The organism is Celeribacter sp. SCSIO 80838 (genome assembly GCF_056498065.1).
On the sequence record NZ_JAZKMA010000001.1, the window covers coordinates 2,639,118 to 2,660,791 of the forward strand.

At 59.1% G+C, this 21,674-nt stretch carries 20 protein-coding genes; 10 read left to right on the top strand and 10 right to left on the bottom strand.

What is annotated here, in order from left to right; genetic code table 11:
* Positions 1–143: 143 nt before the first annotated feature.
* Positions 144–833, bottom strand: coding sequence for an N-acyl amino acid synthase FeeM domain-containing protein (locus V1475_RS13165; RefSeq protein WP_479413102.1), 690 nt, complete (start codon positions 831–833; stop codon positions 144–146).
* A 21-nt stretch (positions 834–854) separates the two neighbouring features.
* The gene (locus V1475_RS13170; protein ID WP_479413103.1) at positions 855–1,625 is read right to left on the bottom strand and encodes a class I SAM-dependent methyltransferase; all 771 of its coding nucleotides are present in this window, start codon (positions 1,623–1,625) and stop codon (positions 855–857) included.
* Positions 1,626–2,072: 447 nt separating this feature from the next.
* Between V1475_RS13170 and V1475_RS13175 the strand changes: the two genes are divergently transcribed.
* Entirely contained in the window at positions 2,073–3,878 is a 1,806-nt protein-coding gene (locus tag V1475_RS13175; protein ID WP_479413104.1) for a sensor histidine kinase, read from the top strand.
* 25 nt (positions 3,879–3,903) lie between these two features.
* Positions 3,904–4,125: a hypothetical protein gene (locus V1475_RS13180; protein ID WP_479413105.1), complete on the top strand. Its 222-nt coding sequence runs from the start codon at positions 3,904–3,906 to the stop codon at positions 4,123–4,125.
* Between the two features lie 124 nt (positions 4,126–4,249).
* On the opposite strand, the gene V1475_RS13185 is transcribed toward V1475_RS13180, so the two are convergent.
* On the bottom strand, positions 4,250–4,723 hold the full coding sequence (locus V1475_RS13185) for an aldehyde dehydrogenase family protein (protein ID WP_479413106.1): 474 nt from the start codon (positions 4,721–4,723) through the stop codon (positions 4,250–4,252).
* Positions 4,724–4,733: 10 nt separating this feature from the next.
* On the opposite strand from V1475_RS13185, the gene V1475_RS13190 reads away from it, so the two are divergent.
* Genes V1475_RS13190 through V1475_RS13210 form a run of 5 tightly spaced genes read left to right on the top strand, consistent with a single transcriptional unit; the run spans position 4,734 to position 11,100 of the window.
* Positions 4,734–5,852: an aldehyde dehydrogenase family protein gene (locus V1475_RS13190; RefSeq protein ID WP_479413107.1), complete on the top strand. Its 1,119-nt coding sequence runs from the start codon at positions 4,734–4,736 to the stop codon at positions 5,850–5,852.
* A 10-nt stretch (positions 5,853–5,862) separates the two neighbouring features.
* Entirely contained in the window at positions 5,863–7,554 is a 1,692-nt protein-coding gene (locus tag V1475_RS13195) for a GMC family oxidoreductase (protein WP_479413108.1), read from the top strand.
* Positions 7,555–7,579: 25 nt separating this feature from the next.
* Entirely contained in the window at positions 7,580–8,362 is a 783-nt protein-coding gene (locus tag V1475_RS13200) for an HpcH/HpaI aldolase family protein (RefSeq protein ID WP_479413109.1), read from the top strand.
* 41 nt (positions 8,363–8,403) lie between these two features.
* The gene (locus V1475_RS13205) at positions 8,404–9,678 is read left to right on the top strand and encodes an NAD(P)/FAD-dependent oxidoreductase (protein ID WP_479413110.1); all 1,275 of its coding nucleotides are present in this window, start codon (positions 8,404–8,406) and stop codon (positions 9,676–9,678) included.
* A gap of 36 nt (positions 9,679–9,714) precedes the next feature.
* Complete coding sequence (locus tag V1475_RS13210; protein WP_479413111.1) at positions 9,715–11,100, top strand: NAD(P)-dependent oxidoreductase; 1,386 nt, start codon at positions 9,715–9,717, stop codon at positions 11,098–11,100.
* A gap of 293 nt (positions 11,101–11,393) precedes the next feature.
* Here the strand turns inward: V1475_RS13210 and V1475_RS13215 are convergent, their stop codons facing one another.
* From V1475_RS13215 to V1475_RS13245, 7 genes are all read right to left on the bottom strand, one after another.
* Positions 11,394–12,500, bottom strand: coding sequence for an NAD(P)-dependent alcohol dehydrogenase (locus V1475_RS13215; RefSeq protein WP_479413112.1), 1,107 nt, complete (start codon positions 12,498–12,500; stop codon positions 11,394–11,396).
* Complete coding sequence (locus V1475_RS13220; protein WP_479413113.1) at positions 12,497–13,489, bottom strand: branched-chain amino acid ABC transporter permease; 993 nt, start codon at positions 13,487–13,489, stop codon at positions 12,497–12,499. The genes V1475_RS13215 and V1475_RS13220 overlap by 4 nt, the downstream gene beginning before the upstream one ends.
* Positions 13,490–13,498: 9 nt before the next feature.
* Complete coding sequence (locus V1475_RS13225; RefSeq protein WP_479413114.1) at positions 13,499–14,362, bottom strand: branched-chain amino acid ABC transporter permease; 864 nt, start codon at positions 14,360–14,362, stop codon at positions 13,499–13,501.
* 1 nt (position 14,363) lies between these two features.
* A complete protein-coding gene (locus tag V1475_RS13230; protein ID WP_479413115.1) occupies positions 14,364–15,065 on the bottom strand; it encodes an ABC transporter ATP-binding protein in 702 nt (233 codons plus the stop codon).
* The gene (locus V1475_RS13235) at positions 15,062–15,781 is read right to left on the bottom strand and encodes an ABC transporter ATP-binding protein (protein WP_479413116.1); all 720 of its coding nucleotides are present in this window, start codon (positions 15,779–15,781) and stop codon (positions 15,062–15,064) included. The genes V1475_RS13230 and V1475_RS13235 overlap by 4 nt, the downstream gene beginning before the upstream one ends.
* 19 nt (positions 15,782–15,800) lie before the next feature.
* Complete coding sequence (locus V1475_RS13240; RefSeq protein WP_434287335.1) at positions 15,801–17,087, bottom strand: ABC transporter substrate-binding protein; 1,287 nt, start codon at positions 17,085–17,087, stop codon at positions 15,801–15,803.
* A 149-nt stretch (positions 17,088–17,236) separates the two neighbouring features.
* Positions 17,237–18,025 carry an IclR family transcriptional regulator gene (locus tag V1475_RS13245; RefSeq protein WP_479413117.1) on the bottom strand — a complete coding sequence of 263 codons (789 nt, stop codon included), beginning with the start codon at positions 18,023–18,025 and terminating at the stop codon, positions 17,237–17,239.
* A gap of 306 nt (positions 18,026–18,331) precedes the next feature.
* Here V1475_RS13245 and V1475_RS13250 point away from each other — a divergent pair, with 306 nt between their 5' ends.
* Genes V1475_RS13250 through V1475_RS13260 form a run of 3 tightly spaced genes read left to right on the top strand, consistent with a single transcriptional unit; the run spans position 18,332 to position 21,658 of the window.
* Positions 18,332–19,183, top strand: a complete 852-nt coding sequence (locus V1475_RS13250; protein ID WP_434287332.1) for a VOC family protein — start codon at positions 18,332–18,334, stop codon at positions 19,181–19,183.
* 13 nt (positions 19,184–19,196) lie between these two features.
* Complete coding sequence (locus V1475_RS13255) at positions 19,197–20,054, top strand: fumarylacetoacetate hydrolase family protein (protein WP_479413118.1); 858 nt, start codon at positions 19,197–19,199, stop codon at positions 20,052–20,054.
* A gap of 2 nt (positions 20,055–20,056) precedes the next feature.
* A complete protein-coding gene (locus V1475_RS13260) occupies positions 20,057–21,658 on the top strand; it encodes a bifunctional 3-(3-hydroxy-phenyl)propionate/3-hydroxycinnamic acid hydroxylase (RefSeq protein WP_479413119.1) in 1,602 nt (533 codons plus the stop codon).
* The last annotated feature ends 16 nt before the right edge of the window (positions 21,659–21,674 follow it).

Below are 21,674 nucleotides of genomic sequence, written 5' to 3' on the forward strand. Positions count from 1 at the left end.
CCCGGTGCCGTCTTCGTCGAGGAGGGGCTGTGTGCCGCTGCGTGGACATGGGACATGTGAAGGCAAGGTCTGGAGCGAGGCACGTTTCCCAAAAGGCGAGGGTCGCGGTTTTTGAGAAACGTGTTCGCTCCAAACGGGGCCGGTCAGGCGGCGGCAGATGCAGCATCGGGCGACGCTTGGTAAATTCCCGACATGTCAGGGAAGGCAATGTTGGATTGCGGGATGTCATCAATCGGACCAAACACGGGTGTGTGTCTGAGAACTGTGTCCCGCTGCTCCCTGATTTGCGCGGTAAGCAGTTGAACCGGCTTTTTCAGCAGCGGAAAGCTGCGCGGTTCTGTCACCAGATCATAGCCGAGGTAGCGACGATAGAATGGGCTATGCTCGGGGCGCACGGCGGCAAGGGCCACATCGATGTCGTAGAACATGGTCGCGAGGAACGGGATACGCAGCGCGAGGAAATGCAGGGGGACACGTTGTTGGCGAACGGCAGGATCGGTCACGAAGCGCGTTGAATCGAGCGCCGTCTGACCGCGTTTCAGCGTATCGAGAACCTCTGGAAAGACCTCCAGTGTCGGAGAGACCTGCGAGAGTTTCGACAACAGGTGCAGCCGGACCGAGGCCGCGAGCTGCCCGTCCACTTCGACCCCGACGTGAAGACAGTTCTCGGCATCGTCAAATGGGTCATGCATGATGCCGCGTTCGTTCTGAGCGATTGATTCTTCGGCACGGTAGCAGTTGTAGCGCAGGCGATAGACGCTTTCGAGTTCCTCAGGAGTGCTGAGCACCTTGTACCGGGAGCGCTTCAGCACTTCGGTGACTTGCTTGTTCATTTTCTGCCTTTCGATGTGTGACTACGGCTTTGCACGGCACACAAGAAGATCGCTGTAACCACGATAGACGGACTCTTGCCGGAGAATTTCGAAACCGGCTTCTGTCACCGCCGCCGTGATCTCTTCCTCTGTGTGCGTCCAATAGGCGCCCGTCTTTTGTGCAGCGAAGATGGCCTTGTTTTGTTTCGCGACTTCTCTGCCATGCCAAAAGATTTGGAGCGCGGAGGGGAGACCATTTTTACTTTTTATGTTCATAAACAGGTATTTGCGCCAATCTGCCACATTCAGAGGCCGCCCGAGGTCGACAAGGTAGAGCAGGCCACCGGGACGCAGGAGACGGCGAAGATCCGCGAGCCGCTGTTTCTGGTCGGGCATGGCGTAGAGGGCGTGAACGCAGACGATCAGGTCTGCGGTGTCCTTTGCATCAAAGCTTTCGAGCGCGACGGTGTCATATTTGATCCTGTCGTAGGCTGCCAATTTCGACTGAGCGGCACCGCGCATGCCAGCGTCGGGCTCGACGAAATGAATTTCGGCGTCCGGAAAGGTGCGGGCCGCAATTGCTGTGTAATTGCCGGTGCCTCCACCAATGTCATAGATCCGTTTCGGCGGCTCGATCGTCGCCAGGAAAGCCGCGAAGTCCTCCAACAGCGCCTGATATGCAGGGTTGTTGTCCGACATCAGATCATAGGCCTTCGCATAGGCGCTCCAATCCGCGCATGCTGAGCGATCAACGGTTTCTGGCCTGACATTTTTTGCGGCCGGGAACCTCTTGGCATGTGCGTATGACGACATAGGGCAAGCCTCCACGATTGGATTCAGAATTGCGTGTGTTGTGCGTTGGTTCGCTCACAAGCTTTGCTGTGTTCCACTCTAAGTTGCAAGAAAATATGGAAACAATAATCACAATTAATAATTATTGTTTCCATTTAATTGACGGTTTGCACACCCATTGGTCATCTGTAATGTGGGAGTCGTCGCGGGTTTCGTTGGGGCTCAACTTGCTTCGGTTGCTGTGACCGGTGCACAGCAGGGAGTGCATGTCGACGAAACGACTCGCTTGCCGGTCGTTTGGCTTGAGAGAGGGGTGCGATTGCGAACTGTGCGCCGGAAGGGAAACGGGGCGGAAATCAGGGCAGTCCAAGCATGAGAAGCAGCGAAATCGACGCAGCAGCGTCAAAGTTTGACCACATCCTTATGAAACGGTGTGGTATTGTCTTCCTGAGTTGATAGGAAAACTTCATGAATTGCTTCGAAGGCACACTGACCGACCCCGTATTTGCAGGCGTAGCGGGTTTCGTTTTTATTGCGGCCATCAATTTGATTTGGGTTTTAAGAACCCAAAAATTTAATGGAGTGCACTTTTACGCTCTGACATTTGTCGGTGGGATGTGGGCTTTGCTCACAGTCGGTTTTGAAGCCGCTTCTTCCTCTGCGGTTTGCAAATTGCAATGGGCGACACTGGCCTGGTTTGGGTATGGGCTGTTGTCGGTTGCGTGGACTTTATTTGTTATGTCATTTGTTGGCAGCAAGATGATGATCGATAAGTTGTGGCCGCGCGTCGCGCTTGTTTTGGTTCCTCTGGCCGCGGTTGTTTTTGTCGCGACGAACCATCTGCATCACCTTGTCTATTCGGATGTGTTGCCGGTCACGGGCACTACAGATCAGAACACCTATATCCACGGGCCGGGGTTCTATCTCCTTCTTGCTGTTCTCTATGCATTTGTCGCATGCGGTCTGGTCTGTCTGGTGAAGGCGTTCTTGCGCGCAAAACGTAGCGCGTATCCATTGTTGATCATGTTGACGATCACGACTTTGATGCCAGTGTTGGCGAATGCGGCCTATGTCGGGCTGGGGTTCACGGTCCTCGGGCAGGACCCTACCAGCTTTATGTTCATACTCGGCATTGTCGCGTTTTCGTGGCTGCTCGCCACAAACAAGACAATCGATATGACCTCGGTCGGGAAATCCGTGCTGTTCGATACGATGAGTGAGCCGATTGTGCTGGTCGACAGGCGACGGCAGGTCGTTCTGACCAATACTGCGGCGCGGACAAGGGGGCTGGACAAAGGGCAAAGCGCCACACTGAATGCGTTCCTGCAAAAACTGGGCCGATCTGAGCCTTGTGAATGCGGTGACTATATTAAAATCGGCGAGCGGGATTATGAACCGCGGGTCCAGGGCATCACAAACCCGCTTTGTCCGGATGGAGACGCTCTGGGGTGGAGTGTGACATTCGTCGATGTGACCGAGCGCATCGCCATGAACGAATCTTTGCAGGCCGCTCTTAAAAAGGCGGACGATGCCATGCGCACAAAGGATGATTTCGTGTCGGTGGTGAGCCATGAGATGCGGACACCGTTGACCTCGCTCAAGGGCGCGCTTTCACTGGCGCTCAGTGGGCATTTGGGCGAGCTGGATGGGCGCATGCATTCCGTGATCGACCTCGCGCACCGGAACGGAATCCGTCTGTCACGCCTGATTGATCAAATCCTTCTGGCGCAAAAAATGGACCTCGATGCGTTGAAGCTTGAACATGTGACGGTCGAGTTGGGACAGCTTCTGGAAGACAGCCTCGTCGAAAACAGATCATTCGCATCGGAACAATCCGTCACTCTCGTCAGCACGCCGACTGAACCTGCCTATATAGAAGGCGATGCGTTTGCGATCCGCCAGATCATCGACAACCTTGTGTCGAATGCCATCAAGTTTTCCGGCAAGGACAGTGTCGTTGAGGGGAAAATCGAGGTCTGGCAAGGGCGCGTGCGCTTGTCCATTCAGGATATGGGACAAGGTATCCCCGAGGGTATGGAAGATAAAGTTTTCGGACGTTTCGAGCAGATTCCCAATAGCAGTCAACACGCCACGCAAGGATCGGGGCTTGGGATGCATATTTCGCGCAATCTGGCGCGGAAGATGCAGGGCGATATTTTCTATGAGAGCCAGGTCGGTGTCGGTACGACATTCTATGTCGAGTTCCCGCTATCGTTGCAGGTTGAACAGCGGCTTGCCGAAGCCGGTGAACGCTTGGCGTCAGCAAGGGGATGACACGACGGCCTGAATACAGACCGCATTGTTTTCCCTCAGCTATACGCAGCTTGAAATCAACGCCATTGGCCCAGACATAGATACTGCGCAGGGCGCGCTCTCCGAGTTTGAGTATGAGGAACGGCTGTCGATCTTCTGTATTCGCTACGGCACCGCCGCCCGCCACAACGCGAATGAGCATGTCTTTTCGAACGGTCAACGGTCCAAGGCCGCCATTCATGCAACCCGCAGAGAAGGTGCGATATAAATCCCAAACATACCCTGTGTCGCATGACACTATGGCCGAAACATAAGGCGCTCGCTCAGGAACTTGGACAGTAAGCACTGGCAGCGATCGGGTGATGCCGCCAGTGCTTCGTTAGGAGAGGGGCTTAGAGTTCGGCGACGTATTTTACGCGCATGTACTCCTCGAGCCCTTCGAGGCCGCTCTCCGATCCGTCACCGGATTCATTGACGCCGCCAAATGGCGTTTCCGGGGTCGAAATGCCCATGAAGTTGACGCCGACCATGCCGGCTTCGAGCTCTTCTTCTGTTTTGCGGGCGAGGGCGCCGTCCTGAGTGAAGACAAAGGACGCAAGACCGTAGGGAAGGGAGTTCGCGCGCTCCATCAGGGAGTCGAAATCCGAGAACGAGGTGAAGGGCGCGATCGGGCCAAAGGGTTCTTCTGACATGATCCGTGCGGTGTCTGGAACGTCACGCAGGACGGTCGGCGCGTAGAAATAGCCTTTGTTCGCGATCCGTGCGCCACCTGTCAGAAGAGTTGCACCCTTTTCGACGGCGTCGGCAACCAGCCCGTCCATCACGTCGAGACGGCGCTCTGCGATCATCGGGGATGCGGTCCGCACCGCGGGCGTCGTGCGCTACTTTGCCGAGTTCTGCGACAAGATCGAAGGGACGGTGACGGCGACCCGTGAGAACACACTGAGCTACACCAGACGCGAACCTTACGGCATCGCAGGTGCCATCGTGCCGTGGAACTTCCCGATGATCACCGCGGCTTGGAAATTCGCCCCCGCGCTCGCCGCTGGCAACGCAGTCGTGATGAAAACCTCGGAGATCACGCCGCACAGCCTTTTGGCCCTCGCGGAATGCGCGGCAGAAGCCGGTCTTCCCGGTGGGTTGTTCAACGTGGTGAACGGCTACGGCCATACGACAGGCGCGGAGATCGTCCGCCACCCTGACATCGGCATCATTTCCTTCACCGGCTCGACCCAAACCGGAGAAGCGATCATGAAGCTCGCCGCAGAGTCGGGCATCAAACCGGTGATCCTCGAACTCGGCGGCAAGAGCCCGCAGATCGTCACAAAAAAGTGCGGGGATCTGGATGCCGTCGCGACGCGTGTCGCCAACAATTTCATGGTGAATGGTGGTCAGGTCTGCACCCTCGCATCGCGCCTTTTGATTGAAGACAGTATTGCCGACGAGTTGACTGAAAAAGTCCTCGAACGCACGCAAGCGATCAAAGCGGGCCCGACGTGGGACGAGACCACGACCTTCGCGCCGATCATCTCCGCCAAGCAATTCGACCGCATCGACAGCATGGTGCAGGAAACCATTGCGCAAGGCGCGGAGGTTCTGACGGGGGCAGGGCGTCTCGACACGGTGAACGAAGGCAACTTCTACGCTCCGACGGTGCTCACGAATGTCTCCCGCGACAACATCGGCTTTCTGGGGGAGTTCTTCGGCCCGATCGTGAACCTGTCGCGCTTCGCCGATCTCGATGAGGCCATCGCAGAGGCCCAGCACCCTGTTTATGGCCTCGCCGCCTCCGTTCACACGCTCAACATGCAGGAGGCCATGCGCGTTGCCGACAAGGTCGAAGCCGGGATGGTTTTCGTCAACCAGCACGGGCGCGATCCGGAATTCACCTACACCGCTGGCGGCTTCAAAGCCTCCGGCTTCGGCAAAGACATGGGTCGCGCCGGGTTCGAAGCCTTCACCCGCGAAAAAGCGGTGTGGATCAATTACGCCTGAGGATGATGCGATGGAATATGATTATGTCATCGTAGGTGGTGGATCGGCGGGGGCCACATTGGCCGCACGCCTGTCCGCCGACCGGCGCAAGACTGTGGCGCTTCTTGAGGCGGGTCCGGACACGCCGCCGGACGCCGTTCCCGAGATCATTGCCGACAGCTACCCGGGTTTGTCCTATTTCGATCCGAAGTATCATTGGTCTTCGTTGCGCGTTTTCGCACGCAATCCGCGCTCAAATAGCGCCCCTGTGCCGCCGACACGCCTCGAACAGGCGAAGGTGATGGGCGGTGGCTCCTCCATCAACGGTCAGTTCGCGGTGAGGGGGCTCCCTGCCGACTATGACGAATGGGCCGAAAGTGGCGCGACGGGCTGGGACTGGGAGGGGATGCTTCCCTATCTCAAAAAACTCGAACGCGATCAGGACTTTGATGGGCCGCTCCATAATACGGACGGTCCGATGCCGATCCGCCGCGTGTTTCCGAAGGATTGGGCAGGTTTCTCCAAGAGCGTTCTCGATGTCGTTTCAGAGGACATCCCCTACCGCGAAGATTACAACGCGTCCTTCGAGGACGGCGCCTTTCCGCTCCCGCTGGCCAACGAAAACGACCGCCGCGTGTCGACCGCTGTCGGCTATCTGACGAAGGAAGTCCGTGCGCGGGACAATTTCTCGATCTTCGCGAACACTCAGGTCGAGGCGCTGATCACAGAAGGCACCCGTATCACCGGCGTCCGCGCGCATTCCGAAGGTGCTGACCCTGTGATCTACAAGGCGAAGGAAGTGATCGTCTGCTCCGGGGCGCTGCACACACCTGCGATCCTCATGCGGGCTGGCATCGGTCCGGCTGCGGAACTTAAACGCCACGGGATCAGGGTCATCGCCGATCTCCCCGGTGTCGGTGCGAACCTGATGGACCACCCGCATCTCGCCATCGGGGCGCATTTCAAAAAATCCGCGCGACTGAAACCCCGCCAACGGCGCCACATCTTCCTCGGTGTGCGCTATTCCTCCGGATACGAGGGCTGTACCCCCTCCGACATGTTGATGATGCCGGTGAACCGCGCGGGGTGGCATCCGCTCGGCAAAGCCATGGGGGCGCTCAATGTCTGTGTGAACAAGAGCTATTCGCGCGGCAGCGTCACGCTGAATTCAGCCGATTGGCGGGATGAGCCCTGCGTGAACCTGAATCTCGCAGGCGATGAGCGCGACCTGATGCGTCTCGTCGACGGGTTCGAGCGCATGTACCGGATCATGGAAGACCCGCGCGTCCGCGGCCACGTCAACACGTGGTTCCTCGCCGGATACACCGAAGAAGCGCGGTCTCTCTCGGTTCGCAAGCCATCGAACTACCTCAAAACCGGATCTGCCGCCTGGATGTTCGATTACCTTCCGATCTTCCGTGACACCTTGCTCAAGCACAAATTCGGCACTCAGGACCGGATGCACGCCATGATGAAAAACCGCGATCTCATCGTCGACTGGGCGCGCGAGGCCGTCTGGTCCGGCTGGCACGTTTCCTGTTCCTGCAAAATGGGCGGCGATGACGATCCGATGGCCGTGCTCGATCCGCAATGCCGTGTGCGCGGGGTTCAGGGCCTGCGCGTGGTCGATGCCTCCATCATGCCCTCCGTCATCGCAGCCAACACCAACATCACAACGATCGCAGCCGCAGAGAAAGCGGCCGATCTGATCCTTGCATCCTAATCCTCCATTCAAAGGAAACCAAACCATGCGCGAAAGCAAAACCAGAACCCTCTGGGCCAACGGTGAAGAAGTTCTCACCGGCTGGCTCGCGACCAACTCTTCGCTGATGGCCGAAATGATGGCGCAGCAGGATTTCGATGCCGTGACCATCGACATGCAGCACGGTGTGGCCGATTACTCCGACGCGCTCGCGATGCTTCAGGCGATTTCCACCACGGACAAAACGCCGATTGTGCGCGTGCCGTGGAATGATCCGGCGATCATCGGTCGTATGCTCGATGCCGGCGCTTACGGGATCATCTGCCCGATGGTGAACACCGCCGAAGAGTGCAAAGCCTTTGTCGAAGCCTGCCGTTACTTCCCGCAGGGCGGCCGTTCCGTCGGTCCGATCCGTGCCGGTCTCTATGGCGGTTCAGATTATTTCGCCAATGCCAATGACACGATCATCACCTTCGCGATGATCGAACATAAAGACGGCGTCGCCAATCTGGATGAAATCCTCGCCACTCCGGGTCTCGATGCCGTGTTCGTCGGGCCGTCCGATCTTGCTGTGTCCATGGGCCATACACCTGGGTTCGACCCGAAATGGCCGGATGTCGTCGAGGCGATCGAATATATCGCGGAGCGCTGCAAGGCACATGGCGTTGTGCCCGGCATTCACGTCGGTTCGGTCGAATACGGTCAGAAAATGCGGGAGATGGGCTATAAATTCCAAGCCTACCTGTCGGATTTCCGCATGACGCAAATGGCCTTTGGCAAAGCCATGCCCGCCTTCCGCGCAGGCAAACCGGACGCCACCGCTCCGTAATCCCGAACATCGGCATTCCACAGGCAAATCAGGGTCGAAAAATGACGTCTATCGCGACAGGCAAACACGCCATCGTTATTGGTGCGGGCATCATTGGTGTCTGCACCGCCAATGCCCTTTTGGACAAGGGGTTTACGGTTGATGTTTTCGACCCTGCCGAGCCGGGCTCTCCCGACCAGTGTTCCTACGGGAATGCGGGCGGGATTTGCCCCGGCTCCTGCCTGCCGAATGCCATGCCGGGCCTGATGAAAAACGTGCCTCAGTGGCTCCTCGATCCAGAGGGGCCGCTCTATATCCGGCTGTCTTATCTTCCGCATGCTTTGCCTTGGCTCATGCGGTTTGTGCTGGCGGGGCGGAAGTCTCGGGTCGAAAAAATCTCTCAGGCGATGATCAACCTTCATCGGCTGAGTTTCGAAGCCTATGAACCCATGATGGCAGAGGCCGGATGTCCCGATCTTTTGCAAAAGCGGGGCCAGCTCTTTGTCTTCGAGCGCGAGAACGGCCCCGACGGCAGTGCCTATGGCATGGGCCTGCGCCGTTCGCATGGGGTCAAGGTCGAAACGCTCAGCGCGGGCGAAATTCAGGATTTGGAACCGGCTCTGACCGACCGTTTCAAGAGTGCGATCTATCTGCCGGATCAGGGGCAAAGCCCGAACCCGGGCCGCCTTGTGGCCGAACTGGCGAAGCTCGCAACACGAAAAGGCGCGCGCTTCCATCGTGACCCCGTCAAAGGGTTTACCTACACCCTTGGCGATGCAACCGGCATCACCACGGCGTCGGGCGATTACACGGCGGATCGTATCGTGCTTGCGGCCGGTGCGTGGTCTGCGGATCTCGCGCGCCAACTGGGCGACCGTATCCCCTTTGAGACCGAACGCGGCTACCATGTGATGCTCCCACAGGCTGAGACGGGCCTGAAGGTCCAAACCATCTCGGCAGACCGCAAGTTTGTCGCCTCCCCAATGGAAGGCGGGCTTCGTCTCGCCGGAACCGTGGAATTCGCGGGCCTGAATGCGCCGCCGAATTACAAACGGGCAGACATCCTCGTCAAACAGGCGCAGGGCATGTTCAAACGCTTTGAAAAGAGCGAGGTTCATCGCTGGATGGGCCATCGCCCCGGGACGCCGGATTCCATCCCCGTCATCGACACTTCAAAACGCCACAAGCGTGTGATCTACGCCTTTGGGCACGGACATCAGGGTCTGATCGGCGGGGCCGTGACAGGCCGGATTGTTGCGGATATGGCCTCGGGCCTGCCTGCGCCAATTGACATGAGCCCCTTCCGCCTTGACCGTTTCGGTCTCAGAAACCTCTAAATACTCGACTGCACCTTTAGGATCGTTATGACTGATATGACCCGACCAACTCGCGTTCTCATTGCCGACCTGATCGGACTTGCCTTCGATGCGGACGGCCAGCCGGACCCATCCGAGGCGCGCTCCCATATCGAAGGGATCGAGGGCTGTTCGTTCCATTTTGGCCCCGCGCCGGAGACGCGCGAGGGGCGCGCCGATCCCGCTCGGGTCGAGTTCTATTATTGTCCGAACGTGTCGACGCGCGAGGAGCTTCTCTCGCTTTGTGCCGACAACGCATATGACGCGCTGATCGCGGCGGCGACGTTCATTCCGGCGGAATGCCGCTTTGACCTCGGCGGTGTGCGTATCGGGGCCGGGACCGGCAATATGGGGTCCGAAAGCTGGGGCGGCGGAAACGGGCTTGGCGGTGTGGCCCCTTTGATGAATACGCCCGGGATCAACAGTCGCGCGACGGCCCAGATGGTGTGGAAGGCGCTCATGACCGCGATCCCCGACCTGCCATTCGACACCCTCCACGACCGCGTCGCAAAGGGGACGTTCGACACTGGTCGCCACCTGCGCGATTTCCCGACCTCGAAACTCGAAGGCCAGAAACTCGCCGTCATCGGCTATGGCAATATCGGCCGCGAGGTCGCCAAGCTCGGCAAAGCGTTCAACATGGACGTTTCCATCTATGCCCGCCCGCGCCATAAGGCGTGGATCGAGACGGAGGGCTTTACCTATGCCGCGACGATTGAAGAGGCGGCGGCATCCGCGAATGCGCTCTCCGTCCACCTCGGCCTCGGCCCGATGGATGCCGATCGTGGCGTGCCCGCCAATACCGGTTTGATCAATGCAAACGTCCTGTCCGTCATGGCCCCCGGCGCTGTACTGATCAACTTTGACCGTGGGGAACTTGTCGAGGCAACGGCGCTCGGCGTGGCGCTCGCCTCCGGTCAAATCGGGCAGGCAATCATTGATGCCGATGTTTTCGTCTCCGAAGAGACCGGTGTCGTGACCGGCCCGATGGCTCCGTATCTCCCGCTGTTGGAAAAACACGAAGACAAACTCTGCCTTCTGCCGCACGCGGCCGCCGATACGGACCACCCGACCCGCGTCGCTGGTGCGAAACAGGCTGTCGATCAAATCCTGTCGGTTATACGGGAGCGTGTGGCTGTGAATGCTGTCGGAGATCTGCCGGATGGGTTCACTGGTCGATCCATAGTGCCTGCGGGTGTCGGAGCCATCCCTCTGGAGCGATTTGTTTCGATATTGGAGACATCAGGCGGTGAGGTGCTGAAAAGCCTTGTGTCTGATTTGCATACAAATCTTGAACGGTTTTCCACGCTGGATGCAGAGACGGCAAGTGGCCTGATGGGCGACCTGAACAGACTGCGGTCTCTCATGAACGCGCTTGGCCTCGAGGGGCCGATGAAAACCTGAGGCGGTTCCTCCATGGATGGCAGCGGGGGGAGGGGTGCAGGGCGCATTTGAGGTGTCTTCATTCGTGGACAGGAAAAGCCGCGTCGGACGTCAGTGCCGGCATTTGCGTTCGGAGCCGCGGGAGACTGTTCACCTTTCAGTGCTTCCCGCGCCACCTCCGCCTTGAACTCGGGCGCATGTTACTGTCGTTTGACCTTGCCGATCTTCTTCTTGTCGAAGATCAGCAGACAACACATCGCAGCTTACGGCAGCGACCGAGTTTCGGGGGGCTCGCGAAATGTCGTGCCCGATGGTTAGACGGCACCGAAGCGGACGATGGGTTTAATGGTTTTTCCCGATTTTCCGTCAGCCATGGCCTGGTCCAGATCGTCCATGTCGTAGAATTTGCAGAGCGTGTCGAATGGGAATTTCCCGTCCAGATAGAGGTCGACCAGCTTCGAGATAAAGGCCTGCGCATCGTGGCTCTCGCCCTCGATGATGCCTTTGACGCTCCGCCCCGTGAGCAGGAAGGTGGGGTTGACCGGCACTTCCAGTTTCGGGTCGACGCCCGCGAGCCAGCCGCAGGTGCCGCGCGGGGCGGTGGAGGCCAGCGCCTGTTGCATGACTGCGGGGACGCCGCTGGTGTCGAGCGCGCGCAGGACGCCGCCATCGGTGATGCCGTGGATGAACGCCAGCGCATCGCCGTTTTTCGGGTTGAAGGTATGGGTCGCGCCAAGCTCCTTGGCTAAGGCCAGACGTTCGTCGGAAATATCCACGGCGATGATGATCGGGGCTTTGGCCACATGGGCAGCCATGATGGCGCTCAGGCCCACGGCGCCCGCGCCGAAGACGGCGAAGTCGGTTTTGTCTGTCACATCGAGGGCGTTGAAAACGGCTCCTGCGCCCGTCTGGATGCCGCAGGCCAGCGGGCCGAGCAGTTCAAGCGGCGCGTCTTTGCGGACTTTGACCACGTTACGGTCGTAGCAGAGCGCGTAGGTGGCGAGCGATGATTGGCCGAAAAAGCTGCCGTGGACGGTTTTGTGGTCGGCGTCCGTCAAGGTGGTGCTGCCATCGGGGCGATCGCCGAGGAAGCAGCGTTCGACCGAGTGGTGGCAATAGGTATAGTCGTGGTCGTGGCAGGCGCGGCAGTCGTCGCAATAGTCGTAGGTCATCACCACATGATCGCCCACCTGCACTTTGGTGACATCCGCCCCCACGGCTTCGACGATGCCTGCGCCCTCATGCCCCGGAACCATGGGGAGGCGCGCGGGGAGCACTTGGTTGATGGCGGAGAGGTCGGTGTGGCAGATGCCCGTGGCGACCACGCGGACGAGGATTTCATTGGCACGCGGGGCGTCGAGATCGAGGGTCTCGTAGGCGAGTTGTCCTGTTTGGCGTGCAACGGCGGCTTGAATTTTCACGACAGGTCTCCTGTTTTCGGATCATGGGTCAGGGGGATGAGATCCCGCCCGAGTTTCTTGCGCGCGACGCCCCAGATGCCTTTCGGGGCAAAGAGGACGATGAGGATGGTGATCGTCCCCAGCGTGATGAGGTAGAGGGTGCCGTAGTCTTGCAGCAATTCGCGCAGGATGAAGAAGACCAGCGTGCCGATGATCGGGCCTTCAAGGCTGCCGAGGCCTCCAATGACGACAATGAAGAGGATGTAGATCGTCCAATCGAGCATGGAGAAGGAGGCGATATGCGAGATACGACCTTTTTGCAGGGTGATCAGCCCGCCGATCAGTCCGATCATGGGCGCGGCGAGGATGAAACTTGCGGCGCGCACGAGGCGGGTGTTGACGCCAGCAACCGCTGCGCCTTCCTCGCTGTCACGCAGGGCGGCCAGACCGAGACCGATGCGCGAGCGCATGAGCGCCCAGATCAGCCCAAAGGTCAGGACGGCGACGACCAGAACGAAGGCATAGATCGTGGTGAGCCGTTCAGGCGCGCGCTGGCCGAGGCTGCGCAACAGGCTGGCGGGCAGGCTCGCCCCCGAGCCGCTGCCGAAGGCGGGCAGGCGCGAGGCGATAAGCATCAGGGTTTCGGCCACGACCCAGCTCCCGACCGCGAGATAGGCGGTGCGCAACCGGTAGAGCAGGGCATAGACCAGAATGCCGAAGACCAGTGTGACCCCCATGGCGGCGGGCAGGGCGATGGCCATATGCCAGCCTGCGAGCATGGCAAAACCGTAGAAAGCATAGGCCCCTATGCCGACGAAAGCGTGCTGGCCGATGACGACGACATTGCCGTAGCCTGCCACGAGGTTCCAAAGCATGGCGAGTGAGAGCATGGTCAGGGCTTGGGTCAGCAACACCAGCGTTGACGAGGAAAACAGGTAGGGCGCTGCGCAGAGGCAGGCCAGCCCCGCGACAAGGATGAGGCGACCGGAAAGGACGAGGGCAGGTTTCATGATGTTTCCTCAGGTTTTGGGGAACAGGCCCTGGGGGCGTGCGAGGAAGAGAATAAGGAAAACGATATGACCGCCGAGCACCTGATAGGCGCTGTCGATCATGCCGCCGAAGGTCTGGGCCAGCGCGATGATGACACCGCCGAGCAGAACGCCCCAGAAGCTGCCAAGCCCTGCGAGGACCACCACTTCGAAAGCGATCAGCAGGCGGCTGCCGCCAGAGGAGGGGTCGAAATTGGTCCAGATCGACATCAACCCGCCGGAGACGGCTTCGGTGATGCCAACGAGGGCCATGGCGACCGTCATCAGCCCTGCGACCTTGAGACCGACGAGTTTGGCGGCCTCGGGCGCATCCGAAATGGCGCGGATCTTGGTGCCGAGGCTGGTGCGATAGAGCAGTTGCTCCAGTCCCGCGATCAAAAGACAGGCGGTGATGAAGATGATCAGGGGCAGGACGCCGATGTTGATATTGCCGAAAAGGTGGATCGACGACAGTTCGATGCCGCCTGCGGTCACCTTGCGGGTGTCGGCACCGTAAACGCCGAGCAGGCTGTTCTGGATGATCACCGAGAGGCCGAAGGTGATCAGGATGATCTGCAATTCGTTTTGTCCCGAGGCGCGCTGGAACAGGCCGAATTGCAACAGCCAGCCGATGCTTGCGCCAATGGGGATCAGCAGGGCAAAGGCCAAGGGCGCGGGCAGGCCGAGCGTTTCGGTAAGGGTGAGCATCAGGAAGGACATGACGACGATCAGATCGCCATGGGCCACGTTGATGAATTTGAGCACGCCGACGGAAATGGCGAGGCCCAGGGCAAAAATGGCATAGAGGCCGCCAAGCAGACAGGCCTGGATGATCTGGTCTAGGAGTCCCGACATGTTATTCTCCGAAATAGCTTGCTGCGATCTGGGCGCGGCTGAAATCCTGCGGGCGTCCCGCGAGCGACACGCGGCCTTCGAGCATGCAGATGAAATGGTCGGCCATGGACAGGGAGCGGCTGATGTCCTGTTCGACCAGCACCATCGACAGCCCGTGGTCGCGGATGCGCGGCAGCACCGCGTAGATGTCGCCGATGATCTTGGGCGAGAGGCCGAGACTGATCTCGTCGAACAGCACCAGACGCGGGTTCATCATCAGGGCGCGCCCGATGGCGACCATCTGTTGTTGTCCGCCCGAAAGCTGGCGGGCGAGTTGCTTGCGCCGTTCCTTCAGGGCGGGGAAGATGTCGTAGACTTCCATGAGGCCGATGGGGCCTTTGCGTCCCGTATAGGCGCCGATCTTGAGGTTTTCCTCGATCGTCAGATTGGGGAAGAGGCGGCGGCCTTCGGGGACCAGTGCCACGCCCGAGGCGATGCGGTCCGGGGTGGGGATGTCAGAGATGTCCTGCCCGTCAAAGCGCATGGTGCCGGTGGCACGGGGAACCTGTCCGATGATGGCGCGGAGCGTGGAGCTTTTGCCCGCCCCGTTGGCGCCGATCAGCGAGAGGATTTCACCCTCCTGACAGGTCATGTCGATGCCGTGGACGGAATGGAAATGGCCGTAAAAGACGTTGAGGTCACGGATTTCGAGCAATGTGGTCATGCCTCTTCTTCAACCCCCAAATACAGGCTGCGCACCTCCGGGTCGGCCATGACCTCTTCGGGGGTGCCGTTGGCGATCAAGCCGCCATCGGCCAGCACCACCAGACGGGTCGCCACGCGGATCAGCGCGTGGACGATATGTTCGATCCAGACGATGGTGACGCCTTGCGCCTTGATGGTCTCCAGAATGTCGAGCAACTCGTGACATTCGCCATCGGTCAGCCCTCCGGCGATTTCATCGAGCAGCAGCAGCTCGGGTTTGCCCGCGAGCGCCTTGGCCAGTTCCAGACGTTTGAGGTCCAGAAGCGGCAGGTCACCCGCCAGCATCCGCGCCCTGTCGGAAAGGTGGCACAGCTCCAGGATCTCATTGACCCGTGGCCTTGCCGCGTGAATGCTCATGCCCCCCGCTTGCGTGGCTCCGACCAGCACATTTTCGAACACCGAGAGGTGTCCGAAAGGGTGCGGCACCTGAAACGTGCGGCCGATGCCTCCGCGGACGCGGTTCCACGGGGAGGTTTTCGAAATATCCTTGCCGTTCAGGTGGATGGAGCCTGCGGTCGGCTTCAGGTTTCCCGAAATCAGATTGAACAGGGTGCTTTTCCCGGCCCCGTTGGGGCCGAGAATGCCAAGAACCTCACCGCGGGCCACCGAGAAATCGACACCGTCAATCACTTTGATGGCACCGAAGTGCTTCTTAAGGTTTGTAACTGCGAGCATGGAAACCAGTCCTTGACGTTCAGCTATAGGGGATCGGGAAAGGCTCCCGAGCGACCGGAACGCTTGGGTGGTAGGTATTTTCAACCACGGTCATGTCGTAGGGAAACTGGTAATCGTCGGGGGCTTTGATCCATTGCACCGCGACCAGACCGAGCTCGGCACTGTTCGGGACCGGGCCGGTCGTGAAGTCGATCAGACCGCAGATGGTTTCCAGCTTGGTCGCGGCGAGCGCATCGCGGACGCTGTCTGGATCGTCGAGATCGGTGGCGCGACGCAGGGTGTCGACCAGCACTTCGAGCATGGCGTGACGCGAACCGACGCCCGCCATCCATTGCCGCCCCGTTTCCGCCTCGTAGCCCCGTGCGATCTCCATGGCGGTGGAGCCGTCGAGAGACGAGACATAGGGGAAGTCGGGGGTCCACCAGATCGGCACCGAAACGCCCACGGCCTTTTCGCCCAAGGGAGCAACCGAAGTCGGGTATTCCGCCGATTTGCCCGCGATCACGGCGGTCGGCTGGAAGCCTTGCTGGGCGCATTGCGTCCAGAACAGGGTGAAATCGGGCGGCGGCATGATGCCTTGGATGATATTCACGCCGCTGTCGCGGAATTTTGCGATCTGGGTGGAATAGCTTGAGGTGGGCAGATCGAACCGGCCCGGATCGACGATGGTATAGCCGACGTCACCGAAGCTCTTGGTGAAAATCTCGGACATGACGACACCGTCTGCGTCATTGGGCCAGAGCCCGCCAACCGTGCCTTGGGGCGCGATCTTGTCCATGAAGGCGATCATGGATTTGGCATAGGTGTCGGCGCTGAAGAAGGCGCAATAGGTATAGTCGAAGCCCGTTTCCGGGTCGCCGTTGCGACCGAAGAACCAGGGCTGGATCGGCAGGTCGGAGGCGAGGCAGGGAACGCCGTTCAATTCGCATTGGTCCGAAGCTGGGTTGGCGTTTTCCGGGCCCGCGTAGCACAGGATCACGTCGACGCCCTCGGAGAGGATAAGATCCTGTGTCACTTCGGCGGCGCGGTTGGGGTTCGACTGGGTGTCGCGTTCGATGATTTCGAGCGGGTAGGTGACACCACCGTTTTCAATGACGCCGCCGGTCGCCGCCATGATGCGCGAGATCACATATTCGGTGGGTTCGGCAAAGGCCGCCATCGCGCCGGTTTGCGGCGAGACGACGCCGATTTTCAAAGTCCGGCCGGCTGCGAAAGCGGCGCGTGTGGTCAGTGTGCTGGTCGCAAGGCCAGCGATGGCGGACACGCCACCGAGCAGCGCAGCGCGCCGCGTGATCTTGATTGTCATAATATCCTCCCGAAGCGACCCATGTCTGGTTTGTGCGTGATAGAGTCGCAGTGAGGATTTTGGTAAAAATCCGCTTATGGGTCAATTAAAATTAAAAAATTATCAAAATTCGATAAAATTAATAATATTCGAGGGGCGTGAGACCGTGTTCAATCCGTGGTGATAGACGTTTCTGCTCCTGGTGCGAGAAGAACGGATTTGGACATGTCATCCATGAAGCCTTCGATGAGCCGGGCAGTGGCGGTCAGCGCGGCATAAATATCGGCGCGATATTTTTCGTAGGTTTCGTGTTGTTCTATGATGGCTGAAAGGGAGGCATTGATCCCTAATTCGCTGCTGCGAACGGGTGCGGCAATACCAATCAATCCCTTGTCGACATGGCCACGGGTTTCGCAGATCCCGACCTTGCGGATTTGGACGAGCTCGGCATAGAGCGCTTTTGGGTCGATCTCAGTCCCGCTGTCATCCTTGGCGACCATCGACATGATCTGGCGCTTCGGCATGGTGGAAAGCACAGCTTTCGAAGTGGCGCCGCGCAACAGTGGCATCGGTCGCCCGAGTTCGTAACTGGTGGTGAAATAGGCGTCAGAGGCGCGTTCCTCGGCGACGCACATCACAGTTTTGCCGTAGAGGCGCGCAAGGATCGTGGTGGCGGGGCAGGGAATTTGTTGCAAAAGCGGGCGCAGGAATTTCTCGCCCGAAAGCACCAGAGGATCGGTCAGCCGGACCCGGCGGTAATAGTCGACGAACAGAGGCCCGAGCCGATAGCGGCTTTCAACGGTGCTTTCCAGAAGCTCTTCGGCGACCAATTCACGGATCAGTCGGTAAAGTGTGCTGGCCGATGTGTCGAGGGCTTCGGAAATCTCGGCAACAGTCCAGGCGGGTTTTGCCTGATCGAAGAGTGCGAGAATTCGGGTGTAGCGTGTGATTCCCATCATCGGTGATTTGGTCTCCCTGATTTTCTTGTTGGCGCGAGGTCCGCGGTTTCTATGTACCGCGAATACTGGCGGGCAAGTAACCCGAGATTCCCGCAAAACGGTATTTTTTTGATTTTTGGGTCTGTCGTGCGGCGCGACCTTCTGCGAGCAGAGGCCTTGTTTTCTTGGCGATTGCGTTGCCTTTCCCGACTTTGGGAAGATGTTTGCGTATTTATTAAATTATCGAAAAATGATAAAAATAAAAAAAGTACTTGAAAAAAATACTACAAACAGAAAATAAAAAGGTAGCACAAACGGGAGGACATTATGTCGCACAATGCTGTTCAGGCGGGTGCCTATTTGCACCACGTCGCTTTTGAGAGCGCCGATCCGGAAGGTCTGGCCAACTTCTACGCTGCCAATATGGACATGGATGTCGAGAAAATTTCCGACACCGAATACCGTTGCACGGGGCCGCTGCGCCGTTTCGTGGCTGTGAAGGGCGAAGACAAAAAGCTGGCCTATGCGGGGCTGGCCTATCGCAACGCGGAAATCCTTGCCGCGCAACGCGCCACCGCGGAATCCAATGGCGTCGAGATCCTTGAAAACGTTTCGCCCTATTTCGAAGACGGCGCGTTTGCCGTGCGCGACAATGACGGCCACCTGATCTGTATGGGGGTCGCGAAAACGCGAACCACGGCCTATCTGCCCGAGCGGGACGGCATCCATGCACCGACCCAGCACCTGACCTTTGCCTCGCAGAACGTGGATGGTTTCAAGGAATTCTATGTCGACAAGCTCGGCTTTTTCCTGTCGGATCGCGTGTTGCATGAGAACGGTGATCTGGCCACGGTCTTTACGACGACCAACCACGAGCACCACACGATTGCCTGTTTCAAATCGGATCGCACGGGGGTGGATCACCATTCCTACGAAGCGGGCACTTTCGAGAACATCAAGAAATTCTGCGACCGCTTCGCCGCCAATGATGTGCTGCTGACCTGGGGGCCTGGTCGTCATGGTCCGGGCAACAACCTGTTCGTGTTCTACACCGACCCGGATGGGAACTGGATCGAGATTTCGGGCGAGCTGGAGAATATCTACGACCGCGAGGTGATCGATTGGCCGCAAGATCCGCGGACATTGAACAAATGGGGCCGCGCAATTCTGCGTTCGTGATCGGGAGAAAATCATGAAATTCGTAAGCTTTACCCGTCTGGGCTCCTGTGGTGTGGGTGTTTTGGTCGACGGTGGGATCATTGATCTCACCGGCAAACTCGGCGCGGCGTCTTCTGGGCTGAAAAGTCTGATCGCTGCCGACCTTTTGAGTGCCAGCGCCGATTATGTGCAGGGCCGTGCGCCCGATTTTGCTCTGTCGGATGTGGCGCTTTTGCCGGTCATTCCGGATGCGGAGAAAATCCTGTGTGTGGGGCTCAACTATGAAACCCACCGCGCCGAGACCAAGCGCCCTGACAATCAGCATCCCACCATGTTCACGCGCTATGCGGACAGCCAGATTGCTCACGGGCAGCCAATGTTGATCCCGCATGTTTCCGACCGTCTCGATTACGAGGGGGAAATGGCGGTGATTATTGGTCGCGGAGGGCGCTATATTCCCGAGGAAACCGCGCTTTCGCATGTCGCGGGCTATGCCTGCTATAACGACGGCACAGTGCGGGACTGGCAGCGCCATACGCATCAGTTCGGCCCTGGAAAGACCTTTCCTGCCACGGGTGGTTTCGGCCCCTATATGGTGACGGCTGACGAGGTGGGCGATTACACCAAACTGCCGATCCAGACGCGTCTGAACGGAGAGGTGATGCAGGATGCGTCGCTTGCCGATCTGATTTTCCCGGTCGAGCGCTTGATCGCCTATATTTCCTCTTACACACCGCTGTCCGCAGGGGATGTGATCCTGACCGGAACGCCGGGCGGGGTGGGAGATCGTCGCGATCCGCCGCTTTATATGAAGGCGGGCGATGTGGTCGAAGTGGAAATCGGCATGCTGGGGACGTTGGTCAATCCGATTGCGGCTGAAAGCGCCATCTGATCATGACCCAATCCGAGTATGATGCAGATATCCTCGTCGTCGGCGCGGGGCCTACGGGGCTTTTGCTGTCGAACCTGTTGGGCTCCATGGGGGTGAAAACCCTCCTTCTGGAGCGCAACACCTCGACGGTGCAGGAGCCGCGTGCGGTTTCCATCGATGACGAGTCCATGCGGGCGTTGCAGGCGGCGGGGCTTGCCCCCGACGTCGCAGCCATCACCGCCAAGGGCTACGGGTCGCTCTACATGGGGCCGGACGGGGCGCAATTCGCCGAGGTGAAACCCTTCGTTAAGGAATACGGCTTCGACAAGCGTAATGCTTTCGAGCAGCCTGAATTCGAGGCCACCCTGCGCGAGGCCCTTTTGCGCCACGCGTCCGTCAAGGCGAAATTCGGCGTCACGCTTCTGTCTTTTGTGCAATCCGAGGATCGCGTGGTGGCGAAGGTGGAGGAGGCCGGTCAGGAACGCGACGTGACGGCGCGCTACATGGTGGCGGCCGATGGCGGGCGTTCGCAAACCCGTAAGGCGTTGGGTTTCCCAATGGAGGGCTCGACCTTCGAGGAGCCTTGGCTCATCGTCGATCTGGTGACGACGAAAAACCGCTGTTTTCATACCGAGGTGTTCTGCGACCCGAAACGCTCGGCCATCACTCTGCCCGGACCGGGTGGGATCAGGCGCTACGAGTTCAAGCTCAACAAGGGCGAGACGGCGGAAGAGGCCGAAGAAGAGTCCTTTGCCCGCAAACTTCTGGCGGACACGGGCCCCGACCGCGACGAGCCGATCCGTCGCCAGAAGGTCTATACTTTCCACGCACGGATTGCACAGAAGTGGCGGCATGGGCGGGTTTTCCTTGCTGGCGATGCGGCGCATCTGACGCCGCCTTTCGCGGGGCAGGGGATGAACAGCGGGTTGCGCGATGCGCATAACCTTGCGTGGAAACTGGCCGAGGCGCTTCATATGGAAAACCCAGATGATCTGCTCGACAGTTACCAGATCGAGCGCAAACCGCATGCGTGGTCGATGATCGATCTGGCATTGAAAATGGGCAAGGTCATGATGCCGGAGTCTGCCCTGCGAGGGATGACGATCCGCACGGGGTTCCGCCTCTTGGGGCTTTATGGCCCTGCGCGAGATTATGTCGCGCAGATGAAATACAAACCCAAACCGAAATTCTCGGAAGGGTTGATCCGTCCGGTGCAAACGCGTTGCGGCGCGGAAGTGATCGGTCGGATGATCCCTCAGCCTGTGGTGATTTCGCCTGCGCGCGACGAAGGGCTTCTGGACAGTTTTCTACCCGACTGCCCCGTGGTTCTGGTGTTCGACGAGGCCCCTGACAGGGTCGTAAGCGATGAGGCTTTGCAGGCCTTGCAAGAGGCGGGGGCACAGGTCGTCGGCTTGACGCCTGAATACATCAATCCGGTGGAAACAGGCTTTCCGACATTCCGCGATCAGAGCCGCTTTTTCTCGCAGGCGCCGTTCCGCGACTGTTTGGGGCAGGCGATGCTTTTGCGGCGTGACCGCTATATCGCCGCGCTTGAACCCGCGGCAAGCCTCACGGGGCTTGTGCCGATGATTGAAAGGCTGACCGCACAGAAGATTACCGGCTAGACCGGCCGGAAAGACC

Excerpts from the sequence above, each read along its gene's own strand:
- V1475_RS13165 (WP_479413102.1), bottom strand. The coding sequence starts at position 833 with ATGAACAAGCAAGTCACCGAAGTGCTGAAGCGCTCCCGGTACAAGGTG.
- V1475_RS13255 (WP_479413118.1), top strand. The coding sequence starts at position 19,197 with ATGAAATTCGTAAGCTTTACCCGTCTGGGCTCCTGTGGTGTGGGTGTT.
- V1475_RS13195 (WP_479413108.1), top strand. The coding sequence starts at position 5,863 with ATGGAATATGATTATGTCATCGTAGGTGGTGGATCGGCGGGGGCCACA.
- V1475_RS13170 (WP_479413103.1), bottom strand. The coding sequence starts at position 1,625 with ATGTCGTCATACGCACATGCCAAGAGGTTCCCGGCCGCAAAAAATGTC.
- V1475_RS13220 (WP_479413113.1), bottom strand. The coding sequence starts at position 13,489 with ATGAAACCTGCCCTCGTCCTTTCCGGTCGCCTCATCCTTGTCGCGGGG.
- V1475_RS13205 (WP_479413110.1), top strand. The coding sequence starts at position 8,404 with ATGACGTCTATCGCGACAGGCAAACACGCCATCGTTATTGGTGCGGGC.
- V1475_RS13230 (WP_479413115.1), bottom strand. The coding sequence starts at position 15,065 with ATGACCACATTGCTCGAAATCCGTGACCTCAACGTCTTTTACGGCCAT.
- V1475_RS13200 (WP_479413109.1), top strand. The coding sequence starts at position 7,580 with ATGCGCGAAAGCAAAACCAGAACCCTCTGGGCCAACGGTGAAGAAGTT.
- V1475_RS13260 (WP_479413119.1), top strand. The coding sequence starts at position 20,057 with ATGACCCAATCCGAGTATGATGCAGATATCCTCGTCGTCGGCGCGGGG.
- V1475_RS13175 (WP_479413104.1), top strand. The coding sequence starts at position 2,073 with ATGAATTGCTTCGAAGGCACACTGACCGACCCCGTATTTGCAGGCGTA.
- V1475_RS13235 (WP_479413116.1), bottom strand. The coding sequence starts at position 15,781 with ATGCTCGCAGTTACAAACCTTAAGAAGCACTTCGGTGCCATCAAAGTG.
- V1475_RS13210 (WP_479413111.1), top strand. The coding sequence starts at position 9,715 with ATGACCCGACCAACTCGCGTTCTCATTGCCGACCTGATCGGACTTGCC.
- V1475_RS13250 (WP_434287332.1), top strand. The coding sequence starts at position 18,332 with ATGTCGCACAATGCTGTTCAGGCGGGTGCCTATTTGCACCACGTCGCT.
- V1475_RS13245 (WP_479413117.1), bottom strand. The coding sequence starts at position 18,025 with ATGATGGGAATCACACGCTACACCCGAATTCTCGCACTCTTCGATCAG.
- V1475_RS13225 (WP_479413114.1), bottom strand. The coding sequence starts at position 14,362 with ATGTCGGGACTCCTAGACCAGATCATCCAGGCCTGTCTGCTTGGCGGC.
- V1475_RS13240 (WP_434287335.1), bottom strand. The coding sequence starts at position 17,087 with ATGACAATCAAGATCACGCGGCGCGCTGCGCTGCTCGGTGGCGTGTCC.